Origin of the sequence: Diplocloster modestus, from assembly GCF_019042245.1 — a bacterium.
GTDB classification, from domain to species: Bacteria; Bacillota; Clostridia; order Lachnospirales; family Lachnospiraceae; genus Diplocloster; species Diplocloster modestus.
Genome location: NZ_JAHQCX010000004.1, coordinates 279214 through 295137, shown reverse-complemented (window position 1 = coordinate 295137; position 15924 = coordinate 279214). Strand labels below are relative to the sequence as shown.

The window sequence follows — 15924 nt, the reverse complement described above, 5'->3', positions numbered from 1 at the left end:
TCGCGATCGTGGTAGGGATTTTCTATTATTCCTATGTTGTCCAGAAGGAAAGCATTATTACGGAAGGTACATTTGTTGAAAATATAACAGAAGGGTGTCGGAACCTATGTCTTTGAAGGATACCTTGTATTTAAAAATAGAGCGGAACACGGAAGTGCATACCACGGAGGTTCGTTTGGGGGACGTGGCGAAGCTGGAGTGCAGTAATAAAGACGTGGTTAACCGGCTGAAGGCTATGAAGATCCTGACCCTTTCAGATGCCAAACGCTACAGCCGGAATGCAGTGTCAGTGCTGAAGGTAATCGAGCAGATCCATTCGATCTACCCCCAACTGGAAATAAATAACGTAGGCGAGACGGATTTTGTAGTCGCATATGAAAAGGAACCGCACCAGCACAAAGTCATGGATTTCCTGAAGACGCTTCTGGTCTGCCTGACCACCTTTTTCGGAGCGGCTTTTTCCATTATGTCGTTTAACAATGACGTACAGCTGACGAAACTGTTCAGCCAGATTTATATGTTGATGACAGGTGAGACCTCCAACGGTTTCACAATATTGGAGCTGTCCTACTCTATCGGCCTGACAGTGGGAGTGGTCATTTTCTTTAACCATTTCGGGGGCAGAAAACTGTCCGTCGATCCGACTCCCATCGAAGTGGAAATGAGGCTGTACGAGGATGATGTCAACACGACAGTCATAGAGGACAGCAGCAGGAAGGGAAAGAACGTGGATGTTAATTAGACAGATTCTGATGGCTATCATCGGATTGAGCAGCGGATTCACAGTTGCCGGAGGTATCTTTGCGTTTATCGTAGGATTGGGAATCATCCCGCGGTTTGCCGGCAGGACGCACACTGCGCATCGGATCCTCTGGTATGAAGATTGTGTGCTGGTGGGCGGCGCATTGGGAAATCTGATGTACATCTATCAGCTGCCGGTTCATCTCGGAAAAATCGGACTCGGATTTTACGGCCTTTTTGGCGGAATGTTTGTGGGCGCCTGGGCTATGGCGCTGGCGGAGATCGTGAACACGATCCCTATCTTTGAGCGGAGAATCAAACTGCGGGAAGGCCTGACCGCTATGATTATCAGTATGGCGATCGGAAGGTCTCTGGGGGCCATCCTGTACTTTTTCCAGGGATGGTAGCCGGATAATCCATGCGGCAGATAAGGAAAATACAGCAATAAATACAGCTACATTTGTAAAGGAGAATGCAATTATGGACGAAAAGAAACAACAACAGTACGGCGAATACGTAAAGCAGGTGACACCGACCCACAGTCTCTCGTTAAATATGCTGAAAGCATTTATCGTCGGCGGGATTATCTGTGTGATTGGCCAGTTTATTCTGAATTACTGCGAGGGCCTCGGTCTGGAGAAAGATATCAGCGGAGCCTGGACCTCCCTGATTTTGATTTTGGTCAGTATCATCCTGACCGGTTTGAATATCTACCCGGCGATTGCGAAATTCGGCGGAGCAGGCGCACTGGTACCCATTACCGGATTCGCTAATTCCGTAGCGGCGCCTGCCATCGAGTTTAAAAAGGAAGGCCAGGTATTCGGTGTGGGGTGTAAAATATTTACCATCGCCGGTCCGGTGATCCTGTACGGAATCTTTACCTCTTGGCTGCTGGGATTGATCTATTATCTGCTGCAGTGGACGGGGGTGATCTCATGACGCAGATGATCGGAAAGCAAAGCCTGCAATTTGAACATGCTCCGCATATATTGGGGCATGCCTCAATCGTGGGAAAAAAAGAAGGAGAGGGTCCCCTTGGACATTTGTTTGATGTGGTTGGCGAAGACGCGCTGTTTGGTGAGAAAACGTGGGAGGCAGCTGAAAGCTATCTTCAGAAGCAGGCTGGGGAAATGGCCATCGGAAAAGCGGGACTAGAGAGCTGGCAGATCCGCTATATCTTTTCCGGTGATCTGCTGGCCCAGGGAGTGGCTACTTCCTTTGGACTGGTGGATCTGAACATTCCGCTGTTCGGACTGTACGGAGCCTGCTCCACCATAGGAGAAGCGTTATCCCTGGGAGCTATGATAGTAGCTGCGGACTATGCGGATTATGTAATCTCCATGGCTTCCAGCCATTTTGGCAGTGCGGAGAAGGAATTCCGTTTCCCCCTGCAGTACGCCGGCCAGCGGCCCCTGTCCGCCTGCTGGACAGTCACCGGTTGCGGTGCATTCGTGCTGGGCAAAGACGGAGGGAAAGTTCGTATTACCGGTATTACCACCGGAAAAATCGTGGATTACGGCCTCAAAGATTCCCTGAATATGGGGGCATGTATGGCGCCTGCGGCCTGTGACACAATCTACCAGAATTTCATGGATTTCAACCGCCAGCCGTCCGACTATGACCGCATTTTTACCGGGGATCTGGGAAATGTAGGGAAAACCATTCTTCTGGAACTGCTGAAGGAAAAGGGTTTTGATATCAGCAGCCAGCATACGGACTGCGGCATTGAGATCTATGACGCAGAGCGCCAGGACACCCACAACGGCGGCAGCGGCTGCGGCTGTGCGGCCGTAACCCTGTCGGCCTATATTATGAGACAGCTGGAGAAAAAAGCGTGGAAACGGGTCATGCTGGTACCTACCGGAGCGCTGCTCTCAAAGGTAAGCTACAACGAAGGAAATACAGTTCCCGGCATCGCCCAGGCGGTTGTACTGGAGAGCTGCTGATCATTTTTACCGCCCGAACGTGCATAATGCCTTATGATCGGGACAAACTAAGTGTATTGTCCACGCAAAGAAAGAGAAGGGAGATGGACATAAATGGATTATATCAATGCTTTCTGGGTAGGCGGCCTGATCTGTGCCCTGGTTCAGATATTGATGGAAAAAACAAAACTGATGCCCGGCAGAATCATGGTACTTCTGGTATGCAGCGGCGCTGTACTCGGAGCTCTTAACATCTATCAGCCATTCCAGGAATTCGCAGGGGCCGGAGCCAGCGTTCCGCTTCTTGGATTCGGGAATCTGTTATGGAAGGGTGTCAAAGAGTCGATCGCAAGCGACGGATTCCTCGGGATCTTTATGGGAGGCTTTACCGCCAGCGCTGTAGGAGTATCCGCAGCTCTAATCTTCGGATACCTTGCTTCCCTTATATTCAATCCCAAAATGAAAAAATAAAGATATTTCAAGTAACGAGGCTTCTGCCCGTACTTTTAATATAGATTAAGGATATACAACCGCGGATGTATATCCTTTTCTCTTTTTATTTTGTTTTCCCAGGGCAGGGACCAGTGAAGCTCCCGTTCCTTATGTTCCGCCTTCCCGGAGTCATCCCTGCCTACTGTCGAATTTACCAATCTGCACTCTGAATAATTACAGTTGAAAAATTTTGGCAGAGAGTTTATAATAGGTAAGCTAGGGGGAATATGATGGAACATAAATGGAGGAAACTATTTTCGTATTACAAACCTTATAAGTGGCTTTTTATTTCAGATATGTTTTTTGCTGTGATAGGCGCCGCGGTGACTTTGGTAATTCCGTTGATCGTCCGCTATATTACCAGCCGGGTATCGGCGCTGCCGCTAAACGATGCGGTGCAGATGGTACTGCGGCTTGGAATTTTGATGATTGGTCTGGTACTGATTGAATTTGTCTGTAATTTTTATATTGCCTATTACGGACATATTATGGGAGCGAAGATCGAGTATGATATGAGAAATGAGATCTTTGCCCATTATCAGAAATTGTCGTTCGCTTTTTATGATAATCAAAAGGTTGGGCAGCTGCTATCCAGGGTTACGAATGATCTGTTTGATATCAGTGAACTTTTACATCATGGGCCGGAGGATGTATTTATTTCCCTGATCAAGATGATCGGTTCTTTTGTGATTCTGTTTCAGGTGAACATGCCGCTGACGTGGGTGGCGTTTGCATTTTTGCCGGTGATGCTGATCTATGCGTTTTATTTTAATACGAAAATGAAGCACGCGTTTAAGCAGAATCGGGCGAAGATCGCGGATATTAACAGTCAGATCGAGGATAATCTTTCCGGTATCCGGGTAGTAAAGTCTTTTGCCAATGAGGAGATCGAGCTGAAGAAGTTTTATAAAGGCAACAGCAAGTTTGTGGATGCGAAGAAGAGAAGCTACCTGTATATGGGAGGATATAATTCGGGGCTGGGGGCTTTTACGACCCTGGTAACCGTGGTGGTACTCATGGCCGGAGGGATGTTTATCGCCAGGGGAACGGTCGACGCAGCGGACCTGATTACATTTCTTCTATATATTAATAATTTTACGGAGCCGGTGAAGAAGCTGGTGAATTTTACCGAGCAGTTCCAGAACGGATACAGCGGGTATGAGCGCTTTTTGGAAATTTTGGATGTGGAACCGGATATCAGGGATGGAAAAGATGCAGTTCCGATTCGGAAGCTGCGGGGAGATATCGTATTCGAAGACGTCTCCTTCCGTTATGAGGACAGTACGGATAAGGTGCTTCATCATGTGAGTCTGGATGTGAAGGCAGGTACTTATATTGCTTTGGTAGGAACTTCAGGCGCCGGTAAGACGACGCTTTGCAGTCTGATCCCGAGATTTTATGATGTTACTTCGGGGCGCATTACGATTGACGGGATCGATATACGAAATATGCGTTTGAAGGATCTGAGAGATCAAATTGGAATCGTTCAGCAGGATGTGTATCTGTTTGCCGGAACGGTAATGGATAATATCCGGTACGGCAGGCCGGATGCTACGGATGAAGAGGTTGTCCGGGCGGCAAAACTGGCAAATGCCCATGAATTTATTATGGAAATGCAGGATCACTATCATACGGATATCGGACAGCGGGGAGTGAAGATTTCCGGCGGACAAAAGCAGAGATTATCCATTGCCAGGGTGTTTCTAAAGAATCCACCGATTCTTATTTTTGATGAGGCTACTTCGGCTCTGGATAATGAGAGTGAGCGGGTGGTTCAGGAATCTCTGGAACGGCTGGCGTCTAACCGGACTACCTTTGTGATCGCCCACCGCCTGTCCACGATCCGCAATGCGGAAAAAATATTGGTGCTGACAGAGGAGGGAATCCAGGAAGAGGGAACACATGAGGAACTTCTTGATAAAAACGGAATCTACGCACGCCTGTATCAAATGCAGTTCCGCAATGAGGGGACTTCGGTCCCATGACAAGGTATACCCAAAGGGCATCCCGTAATACATGCCCTTCGGGCAGGCATGCAGCTTTCGCTGCATGACAAGGTATAAAATAAGGGGAACTTGTTTAATATAATGAACAAAGATTTCCCGACTCTATAGGCGGAACCGGAACCGGCGGATCCAGCTTAACGGCTGCTATCGGCAGAAAATAACCGGTATCTCCCACTGAAATGAGATTGAAACTACGAATAGAAAAAAGGATAGGAAGTAAAGTTATGGAAATAGAATTTAAGAAAATAGCATTGGAAGACCGGGATCTGGTCACTAAGTACCTCTGGGCCTCCCAGGTCAGAAGCTGCGAAGAAACATTTGCCAACACCTACCTGTGGTCCAGGCAGTATCCGATCGAATTTGCCATCGTCGATGACATGCTGGTATTTCAGACAATACAAGAAAATCCCTCTTTTGATTTTCCCAGAGGACAGGGGGATTTAAAAAGCTGTATGGATAAAATGATGGAGTACTACGAGGAAAAAGGTAATCCATTCCGGATGCATCTGGTTACGGAAGAGGATTTTGCGAAATTGGAGGCATTATATCCGGGGAAATTTAAGATCGAGTACGACCGGGATTCCGCAGATTACGTCTATGAAACGGAAAAGCTGATCACTCTGGCCGGTAAAAAATATCACGGTAAGAGAAACCATATTAACAAATTCCGGGAGCTGTATCCGGATTGGGTATATGAAAAGATTACGGATGAAAATCTGGACGACGCGTTCCAGATGGCGCTGAAATGGCGTCATGAAAATGCCTGTGACCAGGATGAGGAAAAGCGCCTGGAGCTGTGCGTGACCATGAATGCGCTGCGTCTGTTAAAGGAACTGCACTTATCAGGCGGTCTGATCCGTGCAAAAGGGCAGGTGGTGGCGATCGCGATCGGGGAACCGGTAAGCGATGATACCTTTGTGGTTCACAATGAAAAAGCTTTTGCCGATGTGCCTGGCGCTTATCCGATGATCAATCAGCAGTTCGCGGCGCATGAGGCGAAAAATTATAAATATACGAACCGGGAGGACGATGCCGGAAGTGAAGGACTCAGAAAAGCAAAATTGTCCTATCGGCCGGAAATCCTGCTCCAAAAGGGCGTTGTCACCTACGCTTAATGAGAAGGCAGTAGGCTGCTTCCTTTCGTATATGGAGTTGAAATTCGGCAGATTTCAAAAAATTGCACATAATAAACCACAATTCATGAATTTACAGTTAAAGGAGTTTAATGATTGAAGGCAAAAGCTAAAGTTACAATCAATGATATTGCAAAGGCGGCCGGTGTCTCGACAACTACTGTGTCGCGGTATATAAACGGGAAAGAAGAACTGATGAGTGAACAGACCCGTAATAGGATAAAGACAGTTATTGAATTGCTGGATTATCATCCAAGTGACATAGCGCGCAGTTTAAGAAACCAAAAAAGTAACATGATTGGTGTATTAATTGCGGATGTGTCATCGCCTTTTTCTTCGGCAATCATTATAGGAATTGAGAGGGTTCTAGTATCTAATGGATACACACCTTTGTTTCTTAATTGCAGTGAGAATAAACAGCGTGAAGAACAATATATCCGTTCACTGATTTTTAAAAAAGTGGATGGGCTGATCGTTAACACGACATCTGCGGATAATAAATTTTTAATAAGTTTAGCATGTCAGGGTTTTCCGATTGTTCTTTGCGATCGTTTCGTGCGGGATTATAATTTTAATATTGTTACAAATAAGGATAATGAAATGATTAGAAGCTTTGTGATGCATCTTAAAGAGCAGGGATTTACAAGACTTGCTTTTTTTGTACAGCCATGGAGCGATAATTCAACCCGTTACAGAAGGCGTGATGCATTTCTTGCCTCGGTTCATGAGATCTATGGCTATCTGCCGGAAAATGATATTTATGTGATTGATGTGAATGATAAAGACTGCGTGATTGCACAGTTGAAAAAATTTCTTAGTTCATTGAGCCAGGATGACATCCCTGCGATTATTGGTACGAATAGTGTTTCGACAATGTGTGTCTATAAGGCTATTACAAAATTAGGGTTATCGATGCCGGATGATATTGGCCTGTGCGGCCCGGATGATTGGGATTGGAATAATGGGATGAATTGGCCGGAAATTGTACACACCAATATTACTACGGCAACCATTTATGCAAAGGAGCTTGGAGAGCGGGCGGCAAAATTGTTACTGGAACGGATTGCCGCTCCGGATGAACTGCCTAGTGAAATTCTTCTGCCTAATCCTTTGGTGATAAGGGATTCAACATTGCGCATACGAAATAAATAGTTTTTGAAATAATAAAACTGTCTTGTCTTTTTCTCCGCAAACTGATATACTGATTTTGTAAATTATGAAATCGATTAACATACTGTTTGTAAAGGGGGAAAGCTTTTATGAAAGATAAGGCGGCTGAAAAAATTTATTTAAATGGAATCACGCCGGTCATTGTACTGGATTCAAGCGAACATGCAGTACCTTTGGCATCGGCATTAATGAGAAGCGGAATCAGAGTAGCAGAGATTACATATCGCACAGCGGCTGCAAGGGATTCTATAAAGGAAATCCGCAGAGCATTACCGGATATGTTGGTTGGTGCAGGGACGATTACCAGCATAGACATGGCGAAGGATGCTATAAATGCCGGTGCCCAATTTATAATTAGCCCTGGGCTGGACGCAGAGCTGGTAGAATATTGCAGCCGGGAGAAGATTTTAGTGATACCGGGAGTCGCAACCCCATCAGAAGCCCAGCAGGCTGTAAAATTGGGGTTAACACTGGTAAAAGTTTATCCAGCAGAAATCCTTGGAGGTACCGCTTTTATAAAAGCTTTATCCGCTGTTTACAATACGCTGCGCTTTATGCCGACCGGTGGAATAAACGCTGATAACTTGATGGAATACCTGGATGTGCCTAGTGTTGCTTCATGCGGGGGCAGCTGGCTATGTCCTCTTAAACTGATTGAAGAGGGAAAGTTTGATGAAATAGAACAGATTGCGAAAGCAGCTGTTTTAAAAATGCATGATTTTAAATTGCTGCATGTGGGGATGAATTCCGGTAATCAGGAAGAGGCTAGGGAAAAGGCCGAGTTATTATCAGAGATGTTTGAATTGCCAATGATAGATTCATCTGCTTCCTACTTTGCTGGAACTATGTTTGAAATATTGAAAAATCCGTTATATGGGGAGCGTGGACATATAGCAGTAGAAACAAACTATATTGACCGGGCAATCGCGTATTTTGAGAATCGCGGCTATACTTTCCGAGACAAACCAAAAGATGATTTAAAGAAGTTAATTGCAATATATTTTCAGGAAGAGATTGGCGGATTTGCCATTCATTTACGATCTAGATCCTGAAAGAAGAAATAATAGAATCAAAAAATAGCAGAGTCTGCGGCATTTTTGCTGTAGACTCTTTTTATTTATGAAATATTTTTGGGGATTTTTGTAAAACGATAAACATAAAAAAATAAATACATTTAATAATTAGAAAATATTAAGTAAAAATTACTTGATTTACACTTATGGCATGTGATATATTTAATGTAATCTCATAAAAAAAGTAATAAAATACATTAAAAATTGTACAATATATTAATTTAATTGAAAAAGTGAAATTTTGATTTGTTTTGAAATCGATTAACATAGCTGTGCAAGAAGAGAAGGTATCAAATAAAATTGCTGCTTCAGGGCAATTTGAAATGTTTAAGAAGGGAGGTGAAAAAGTGGAAAAGGGTACATTGTTAGTGGGAGAACCAATGGGCTTATTTATAGCACAGGAAAAGGGGGAATTTGAAGACGTAAGTGGATATACCATGGCTTTGGCCGGCGCCGAATTTAATGTGGCTGTAGGAATGCGCCGTCTGGGGCATCGGGTAGGATATTTTACAAAGCTCGGTAACGATCCTTTTGGAAAACGAGTAATTAAGATGATGAAAGCTGAAAATATTTCGACAGAGCTTATTCGGTTTGCAGAGGATCATTTTACAGGTTTTATGCTGAAATCAAAGGTGGAGAAGGGCGACCCGGATATTTTTTATTTTCGCAGGAATTCAGCCGCTTCGACTTTAAATGCCGGCGATATTGAAGAACTCGATTTCAACGGATATGACGCCATTCATATGACGGGAATTACACCTGCGCTGTCGGAGTCGGCACGTGAAGCTGTGGCGGCACTTTTGGAAAAGACGCAGGAAAACGGAATGTGTTTTACTTTTGATCCAAATTTGCGCCCTCAGTTATGGGGAGACCAAAAAGTTATGTGCGATTATATGAATGATATAGCTGGAAAGAGTGATATGTTCCTGCCGGGAATTAGTGAGGCCAGGATTCTTACAGGGCTGGAGGAACCGGAGAGAATTGCTGATTATTATCTTACCAAAGGTGCTAAGACTATAATTATTAAGCTTGGAAGTGTGGGCGCATACTATGCGTCAGGTAATGAGAACGGATATGCGGAAGGTTTTAAGGTTGATCAGGTGGTTGATACGGTGGGGGCGGGAGATGGATTTGCGGCAGGAGTGCTTACCGGATTCAGAGAAGGTTTATCTATGAAAGAGGCTGTCCGCAGAGGTAATGCTGTGGGTGCAATTCAGGTAATGAGTATCGGTGATAACGATGGACTTCCGACAATTCAGGAGCTTAACCGGTTCATGTCAGGCCAAAAGGACTGGAGAACCGGAGGGAGCCTGTAATTTAAAAGAATCATAAAAGGAGGAGTAAGGCAATGGAATTCAACTGTAAGAAAGACATTATTCAAATTACACCTTTATGGGAAGGCGAGCGTATGCAGGACGGACGTCCCAGGGTATCGGATGAGATTCTGGAGAAAATACGCCATTACAGTCTTGAGGAGGTCTGGGAGATAGGCTGGCAGCTTGGATATGATAACCAGTTCCAGACCGGATTCAGAAGTTCAAATCCGCAGATGAACACTCCTACGGTAGGACGTGCAGTTACGTCAACCTTTGTTCCGATCCGCCTTGACCTGGAAATCGCCATGAAACGCCAGGCAAAGGTGCAGGGGATGCAAGGTAATACGAACCTGTATAATATATTTGTTGTAGACAGCCTGGTTGAAGATGACGTATGGATTATAGACCTGTTTGATAAGGTCAAATACGGAACCATTATAGGCGGCAATCTCGGTACTGTGCTGCAGGAGCGGACAAAACGCGGTGGTGCGGTAGTTTGGGGATCCATACGTGACCTTGAGCAGATGAAGACGTTAACGGACATCAATGTATATTACCGCGGAGTTGACCCCACGCCCTTACGCGACCATGTGCTTACAGGATTCAATACGCCGTGCCGTATAGGCGGAGCAGTCTGCCTGCCTGGAGATGTTGTGTATGCATGCGACGCGGGAGTACTGTTTATCCCTCCACATCTGGCAGAAGAGGTGGTAAATCACGCGGAGAAGACGAAGGTGCGCGACTTATTCGGTTTCCAGAGAATCAAGGAGGGGGTTTATAATGGCGCGGATATCGATACCTTCCCATGGTCTGAGGAAATGATGGATGATCTTGTGAAATGGATAGCCGTTGAGGAGGCGGGAGCGCCCTATCGACATCTTGACTGGAGCATAGAATATGAGGATGCAAGGACGGGAAAGACCCGATATAACCGTCATTGGTCAAATTCACAGATGAGAAGGCTTGATGAGGTATAACGAACAAGTTTCACATTTGGGAAGGGTGAAATCTAAGACGGAAAGAAAGCTTGTTAGAGCCGGCAGAAGGAATGAGAAAAAGGAATTTATGACTGAAAAGTAAAAGAAGGGAGCAATTATTTTATGGAAACTATTATTGGTGTACTCTTATTGATTACATATCTTGCATTTATTGTTTATGCCGCTAAGGGCGGCAATCTGATGCTGGGCCTGTTTATTATGGCTGTTCTCTGGTCCGGATTGGGAGCGATTGGCGGTGTCATCGACTGGCCAACAATCAATGAGACGATATTTAACGGTGGTCCGACCGGTTTCGGCCCGACAGCCGTGTACATCATTTTCGGCAGCTGGTTTGGGCGTATATTGCTTGAGACAGGGATTGCCGGCACGATTATCCGTAAGGCAGTTGAGCTTGGCGGCGATAAGCCGGGTATTACTTGTATCCTTTTGTGCATTGTTACAGCTCTTATATTTACGACCTCCTATGGCCCTGGCGCTGTCGTTGCCATCGGTGTTATCGTTTTCCCGATCATGCTTTCTCTTGGGATTCCAAAGACACTGGCTGCAGGTTCCTTTGTAATGAGCGTAGGCTGCGGACTTTATTTTAATCAATCCCTGCTGACGCAGGCCGCCGGTACTATGATGATCGGCGATGCAAAATATCTGTCTACTGCTGCGGAGTGGAGCCAATGGTATCGGTTCGCGTTTGCTGCCTTCGTGATCCATTTTATCTCCATCGTTCTGATGGTGATCCTGAGCAGGAAGAAGGGCAAGAAGGCTCATGCGTGGGCGGCTACCCCCAACGTGGATACAAATGGCAAGAAGGTTGGTGTTCTGGCCATGCTGACACCGCTGCTTCCTGTTTTCCTTTCCATTGTCTTTGGTATTCAGCAGGTACCGGCTATTTGCTTTGCTGTTATATGGGCTTTGCTTTTTACCGGTAATTTAAAAAGCTGGAATAAGATTGCAGAAATGGTCCAGAAAACCTTCCATGACGGCGTTGCCGATGTAGGCCTGGTTCTCGCATTCCTGATGTTTTTGCAGATGTTTATCAAGTCTGCAGGCTCCTGCAAGGATCTGCTTGCCCCGATCGTTGCCCCGATTATGCCGACCAATGTGCTGGCGTTGTTCCTGATTTTTGGTATTTTTGGCTTTTTGGCCCTGTATCGCGGACCGTTAACTATCTGGGGAGCCGGCGTCGCTACTTTTGTAATCGTTGCAAGCGCTACAAACCTGCCGTTAAGCATTCTGTATCCGCTGTTTTACATTCCCTGCTGTACTATAACTACCAATGTATGCCCGACACAATCCTGGAATATGTGGGCGATCGGTTATACGCAGGTGAATATCAAAGACTTTATGCGGCAGGTACTGCCCTATGCGCTGCCTTGCGCGTTTGTCCTAGAGGTTGTCGCATACTTCATGTTCGCAATCTAAAATTATGATGATAGTTTCTGCCGGAATTCGTTTCGATTTCGAGGGGGGAGAGGGATTCCCTCTTCCCAACCCTTTTTTCTGCAATGGGATAGCGCTCCTGTTGCATAAAAAAGCCTTCCGGGGGATCGTACTGTGGCGGAAAGGAAGATGCCGTTTGCGCGGCCTGCCTCAGGCGGAGAGTTTTGCAAGCGATACTCTTTTTACCTATCGAAAATGAATAGGAGGAATACCCAGTTGAGTAAGTGTAATATTCGTGTCGGAATTGACGTAGGAGGAACGCATACCAAGGCGGTAGCCCTGGATAATAAAACGCAGGAGATCGTGGGTGAATCCATTGTGATGACAACGCATGACCACGAGCTTGGAGTGGCGGCGGGCGTTATAGAATGTTTTGAAAATTGTTTAACAAAAAATAATATTGATCCGAAAGATGTAGTATTTATTGCGCATAGCACTACGCAGGCAACCAACGCATTGCTGGAGGGCGATGTGGCGAAGGTGGGTATCCTGGCTATGGGCGGGGGCGGCCTGGAGGGGATACTGGCCAGGAAGCAGAGCAGGATCGGGGACATCGATCTTGGCACCGGCCGCAGGATTGAGACTTGCCATACGTTTTTGAAAAATAAGGAAATTACAGAGGATAGAGTGGAACAGGAGATCGGCTGTCTGCAGGCAGAAGGAGCGGAGGTGATTGTGGCTTCGCAGGCTTTTGGGGTGGATGGGATTGAGGATGAATTGCTGGTAAAGAAGGTAGCGGAGGAAAAGGGGCTGATGGTCAGTGTGGCTTCCGAAATCAGCAAGCTGTATGGCCTCACACGCCGAACCCGGACGGCGGCAATCAACGGCAGCATACTGCCCAAGATGCTGAATACGGCTAACAGTACGGAAATGGCAGTACGTAAGTCGGGAATTGATGTGCCGTTAATGATCATGAGAGGTGACGGCGGCGTTATGGATATTGCCGAGATGAAGAAGCGTCCCGTCCTGACGATGCTGTCCGGCCCTGCGGCTTCTGTAATGGGAGCACTGATGTACCTTCGGGCCTCAAACGGTATCTATTTTGAGGTGGGAGGCACATCCACCAACATCGGTGTGATCAAAAACGGCCGTCCGGCAGTGGAGTATTCTGTTGTAGGAGGGCATCAGACGTATGTAAATTCTCTTGATGTCATTGTGCTTGGTGTGGCCGGAGGCTCCATGGTGCGCGCGAATGGAAACAAGCTGGCAGATGTGGGCCCCAGAAGTGCCCATATAGGCGGCCTGACCTATGCGGTATACACACCGGAGGAAGAGATCACAGATCCGGTGCTGGAATTCTTCTCGCCAAAGGAAGGGGATCCCGGCGATTATGTCCGCATCCGTTTGGCAGACGGGAAACGCATCACAATCACGAATAGCTGCGCGGCGAATGTTCTTGGCTATGTGAAGAAGGGAGATTATAGCTACGGAAATGTAGAAAGTGCCCGGAAGGCAATGAAACCCCTTGCAGATTATCTGGGAGTTTCCGTGGAGGAGTGTGCGCGGCAGATTCTTCAGAAAGCTTATGAAAAAATCGAACCGGTCATTCTGGGTTTTTCTGAAAAATATAAAATCCAGCGGGATCAGATTTCTTTAGTCGGGTGTGGCGGCGGAGCCGGCGCATTACTTCCATTTTGCGCGGAAGCAATGGGTATGAACTATTCGATTCCGACCCATGCGGAGGTCATTTCTTCCATTGGCGTCGCTCTGGCCATGATTCGTGATGTGGTGGAACGTGTGATTCCGAATCCGACAACAGAAGATATAGCAGAGATAAAAAAAGAGGCCGCAGCTATGGCAATTAAGAATGGCGCGGTGCCGGATACCGTGGAGGTGCAGGTGGAAATCGATTCTCAGACCTCTAAGGTTACGGCTATTGCCCTTGGTTCCAATGAGGTACAGGCTACTGATCTGAAGCTGCGCTGTGATGAAGAGGAAGCCAGAAAGCTGGCAGCTGCCTCCATGCGGACGGAACCATCGGAAGTAGAAATGCTGTTGAAAAGTGATATTTTCTTTGTCTTTGGACACAAGGCAGATAATAGGCAGCAGCTCCGCTTGATTGATCATCGCGGCTTTGTAAAAGTGCAGTGCGGCGATGCAACAGCAGTGTTGTGCAAAGCGGCTGAGTGGGAAGAAAAGACGGCCGAACTGTGGAACGAAATGCTTACTTACAAAAATGAGATGGTTCGCACACCTGATATTTTCCTGGGCATGGGCGGAAAAGTATTGGATTTTTCTAACACCTTGAGTCTGGAGCAGCTGGTTACGATTATGCGAAGCGAATTTTTGGACGCGAATATGGAGGAAGAAATCATTTTGATCAGCGCCAGAACGGAATTACTGTGATGATTAGCGGCTGGTGCAGTGAGCTGCTGTCTTTAGGGGAGAAAGTCTGGAGCGCTTATGCCATGAGCAGGGAGCCGCTGCAAAATAAGCTTTCAGATCAGGCTTATCATAAATATTTCATAAAGGCTTCCGCCTGCGGGCGGGAGCAGGCCGAAAAGCTGTGTGAAAAATGGGAAAGCCGTGACAGCCGCGTACTGTCACAAAAGTTAGGGGTTACTGTGAGAAATCTCCCTATGCCGAAGGGGCCGGGGATTATAACATTTGCCTGTTACTATGAACCGGATTGTATTGAGATTTATAATGATAATGCGCGGGATGTACAATCTCTGATAAAAGCCGCCGGGCTTGGCCGGCAGCTGGGAGATGTGGATATTTACTCGCTGCTTTTGGCACATGAACTGTTTCATGTACTTCAAAAACAGGATGAGACTCTGTATGTGAACCTGAAGCATATACAGCTTTGGAAACTGGGAGCCCTGCATAGGGAGAGCAGACTTGTTTCCCTGGAGGAGGTGGCTGCCATGGCTTTTGCCGGCCAGCTTCTTGGTATTCATTTTTGGCCTTATATATATGATGTGCTGATGCTGCTGCCCCGTGCACCGGAGCAGGCACAGAAGCTGTACCAGTACCTAATGCGATTGAAAGAGGAGGTTATAGAAAATGCAGATGATAATCTATGCTAGTATCGTGCTGACCCTGGTGATTTTGGGAGCCGCCGCGCTTCTTATTATACGAAACCAGCCGAAAGAGCGAGGGGAACTTTGCCTGCACGAGACCTGGATGACGGCGTTCCTGGGAGTGTTACTGGTTGTCATGGGGTTTGTTATCTGTTGGATGAAGCTGACAGACGCTAATACGGCCGGAACGGGAGCGGCCTCTTACCTGTTTGTAGCAGGATTTCAGCTGGTATCCCAACTACTGGGTACTTTTTGCATGCTCTTTACTTTTGTAAAAAAAACGTTGATTACCTCCGATCGCATTATAATTATTTCTTTTATGGGAAAAACCAGCGAACTTAAGTGGGAGGACGTAGTCCGGGTAGATAAACCAATGACCAAAAAAGCGTTGAAATTTACCCTGAAAAATGGAGATGTTATTACCTTGGGGGGAGAAAGCAAGGAATTTGCGCGGTTTGTGGAAATTGCAAAAGAGAAGATACGTCCGGCACAGGGGAGAGAATTATTGAATCAGATAGAGACGCGTCTGGGCGTTGGAAAATAAAATCCGAAAGACAAGGTAAAAATTGGGCTGAGGTGTTTTGGCGGAAATGCTTTCAAGCAGGCAGAGAGG

The 15924-nt window shown here is 46.4% G+C and carries 15 protein-coding genes; all 15 read left to right on the top strand.

Annotated features, from left to right (window positions below):
- Positions 1–106: 106 nt before the first annotated feature.
- Positions 107–742: a stage V sporulation protein AA gene (locus tag KTH90_RS08370; protein ID WP_158346439.1), complete on the top strand. Its 636-nt coding sequence runs from the start codon at positions 107–109 to the stop codon at positions 740–742.
- Entirely contained in the window at positions 732–1148 is a 417-nt protein-coding gene (locus KTH90_RS08365) for a stage V sporulation protein AB (RefSeq protein ID WP_158350194.1), read from the top strand. Before KTH90_RS08370 ends, KTH90_RS08365 begins: the two co-directional genes overlap by 11 nt.
- 73 nt (positions 1149–1221) lie before the next feature.
- On the top strand, positions 1222–1680 hold the full coding sequence (locus tag KTH90_RS08360; protein ID WP_238726623.1) for a SpoVA/SpoVAEb family sporulation membrane protein: 459 nt from the start codon (positions 1222–1224) through the stop codon (positions 1678–1680).
- On the top strand, positions 1677–2687 hold the full coding sequence (locus KTH90_RS08355; RefSeq protein WP_238726622.1) for a stage V sporulation protein AD: 1011 nt from the start codon (positions 1677–1679) through the stop codon (positions 2685–2687). Before KTH90_RS08360 ends, KTH90_RS08355 begins: the two co-directional genes overlap by 4 nt.
- A gap of 93 nt (positions 2688–2780) precedes the next feature.
- Positions 2781–3137, top strand: coding sequence for a SpoVA/SpoVAEb family sporulation membrane protein (locus KTH90_RS08350; RefSeq protein WP_158350190.1), 357 nt, complete (start codon positions 2781–2783; stop codon positions 3135–3137).
- A gap of 251 nt (positions 3138–3388) precedes the next feature.
- On the top strand, positions 3389–5143 hold the full coding sequence (locus KTH90_RS08345) for an ABC transporter ATP-binding protein (RefSeq protein ID WP_158350189.1): 1755 nt from the start codon (positions 3389–3391) through the stop codon (positions 5141–5143).
- A 245-nt stretch (positions 5144–5388) separates the two neighbouring features.
- A complete protein-coding gene (locus KTH90_RS08340; protein ID WP_158350188.1) occupies positions 5389–6279 on the top strand; it encodes a DUF2156 domain-containing protein in 891 nt (296 codons plus the stop codon).
- 114 nt (positions 6280–6393) lie between these two features.
- On the top strand, positions 6394–7449 hold the full coding sequence (locus KTH90_RS08335) for a LacI family DNA-binding transcriptional regulator (RefSeq protein ID WP_238726621.1): 1056 nt from the start codon (positions 6394–6396) through the stop codon (positions 7447–7449).
- 107 nt (positions 7450–7556) lie between these two features.
- Positions 7557–8519 (top strand): bifunctional 4-hydroxy-2-oxoglutarate aldolase/2-dehydro-3-deoxy-phosphogluconate aldolase, encoded by a 963-nt coding sequence (eda, locus tag KTH90_RS08330; protein WP_158350186.1) that lies wholly within the window; start codon positions 7557–7559, stop codon positions 8517–8519.
- A 368-nt stretch (positions 8520–8887) separates the two neighbouring features.
- A complete protein-coding gene (locus KTH90_RS08325) occupies positions 8888–9856 on the top strand; it encodes a sugar kinase (protein WP_238726620.1) in 969 nt (322 codons plus the stop codon).
- Between the two features lie 32 nt (positions 9857–9888).
- Positions 9889–10833 (top strand): RraA family protein, encoded by a 945-nt coding sequence (locus KTH90_RS08320; RefSeq protein WP_158350185.1) that lies wholly within the window; start codon positions 9889–9891, stop codon positions 10831–10833.
- A gap of 123 nt (positions 10834–10956) precedes the next feature.
- On the top strand, positions 10957–12270 hold the full coding sequence (locus KTH90_RS08315; RefSeq protein ID WP_158350184.1) for a citrate transporter: 1314 nt from the start codon (positions 10957–10959) through the stop codon (positions 12268–12270).
- Between the two features lie 213 nt (positions 12271–12483).
- The gene (locus tag KTH90_RS08310) at positions 12484–14634 is read left to right on the top strand and encodes a hydantoinase/oxoprolinase family protein (RefSeq protein ID WP_238726639.1); all 2151 of its coding nucleotides are present in this window, start codon (positions 12484–12486) and stop codon (positions 14632–14634) included.
- Positions 14634–15317, top strand: coding sequence for a hypothetical protein (locus KTH90_RS08305; RefSeq protein ID WP_238726619.1), 684 nt, complete (start codon positions 14634–14636; stop codon positions 15315–15317). The genes KTH90_RS08310 and KTH90_RS08305 overlap by 1 nt, the downstream gene beginning before the upstream one ends.
- Positions 15295–15855 carry a hypothetical protein gene (locus tag KTH90_RS08300; RefSeq protein ID WP_158350181.1) on the top strand — a complete coding sequence of 187 codons (561 nt, stop codon included), beginning with the start codon at positions 15295–15297 and terminating at the stop codon, positions 15853–15855. The genes KTH90_RS08305 and KTH90_RS08300 overlap by 23 nt, the downstream gene beginning before the upstream one ends.
- The last annotated feature ends 69 nt before the right edge of the window (positions 15856–15924 follow it).

Excerpts from the sequence above, each read along its gene's own strand:
- KTH90_RS08370 (WP_158346439.1), top strand. The coding sequence starts at position 107 with ATGTCTTTGAAGGATACCTTGTATTTAAAAATAGAGCGGAACACGGAA.
- KTH90_RS08365 (WP_158350194.1), top strand. The coding sequence starts at position 732 with ATGTTAATTAGACAGATTCTGATGGCTATCATCGGATTGAGCAGCGGA.
- KTH90_RS08360 (WP_238726623.1), top strand. The coding sequence starts at position 1,222 with ATGGACGAAAAGAAACAACAACAGTACGGCGAATACGTAAAGCAGGTG.
- KTH90_RS08355 (WP_238726622.1), top strand. The coding sequence starts at position 1,677 with ATGACGCAGATGATCGGAAAGCAAAGCCTGCAATTTGAACATGCTCCG.
- KTH90_RS08350 (WP_158350190.1), top strand. The coding sequence starts at position 2,781 with ATGGATTATATCAATGCTTTCTGGGTAGGCGGCCTGATCTGTGCCCTG.
- KTH90_RS08345 (WP_158350189.1), top strand. The coding sequence starts at position 3,389 with ATGGAACATAAATGGAGGAAACTATTTTCGTATTACAAACCTTATAAG.
- KTH90_RS08340 (WP_158350188.1), top strand. The coding sequence starts at position 5,389 with ATGGAAATAGAATTTAAGAAAATAGCATTGGAAGACCGGGATCTGGTC.
- eda (WP_158350186.1), top strand. The coding sequence starts at position 7,557 with ATGAAAGATAAGGCGGCTGAAAAAATTTATTTAAATGGAATCACGCCG.
- KTH90_RS08320 (WP_158350185.1), top strand. The coding sequence starts at position 9,889 with ATGGAATTCAACTGTAAGAAAGACATTATTCAAATTACACCTTTATGG.
- KTH90_RS08315 (WP_158350184.1), top strand. The coding sequence starts at position 10,957 with ATGGAAACTATTATTGGTGTACTCTTATTGATTACATATCTTGCATTT.
- KTH90_RS08310 (WP_238726639.1), top strand. The coding sequence starts at position 12,484 with ATGAATAGGAGGAATACCCAGTTGAGTAAGTGTAATATTCGTGTCGGA.
- KTH90_RS08305 (WP_238726619.1), top strand. The coding sequence starts at position 14,634 with ATGATTAGCGGCTGGTGCAGTGAGCTGCTGTCTTTAGGGGAGAAAGTC.
- KTH90_RS08300 (WP_158350181.1), top strand. The coding sequence starts at position 15,295 with ATGCAGATGATAATCTATGCTAGTATCGTGCTGACCCTGGTGATTTTG.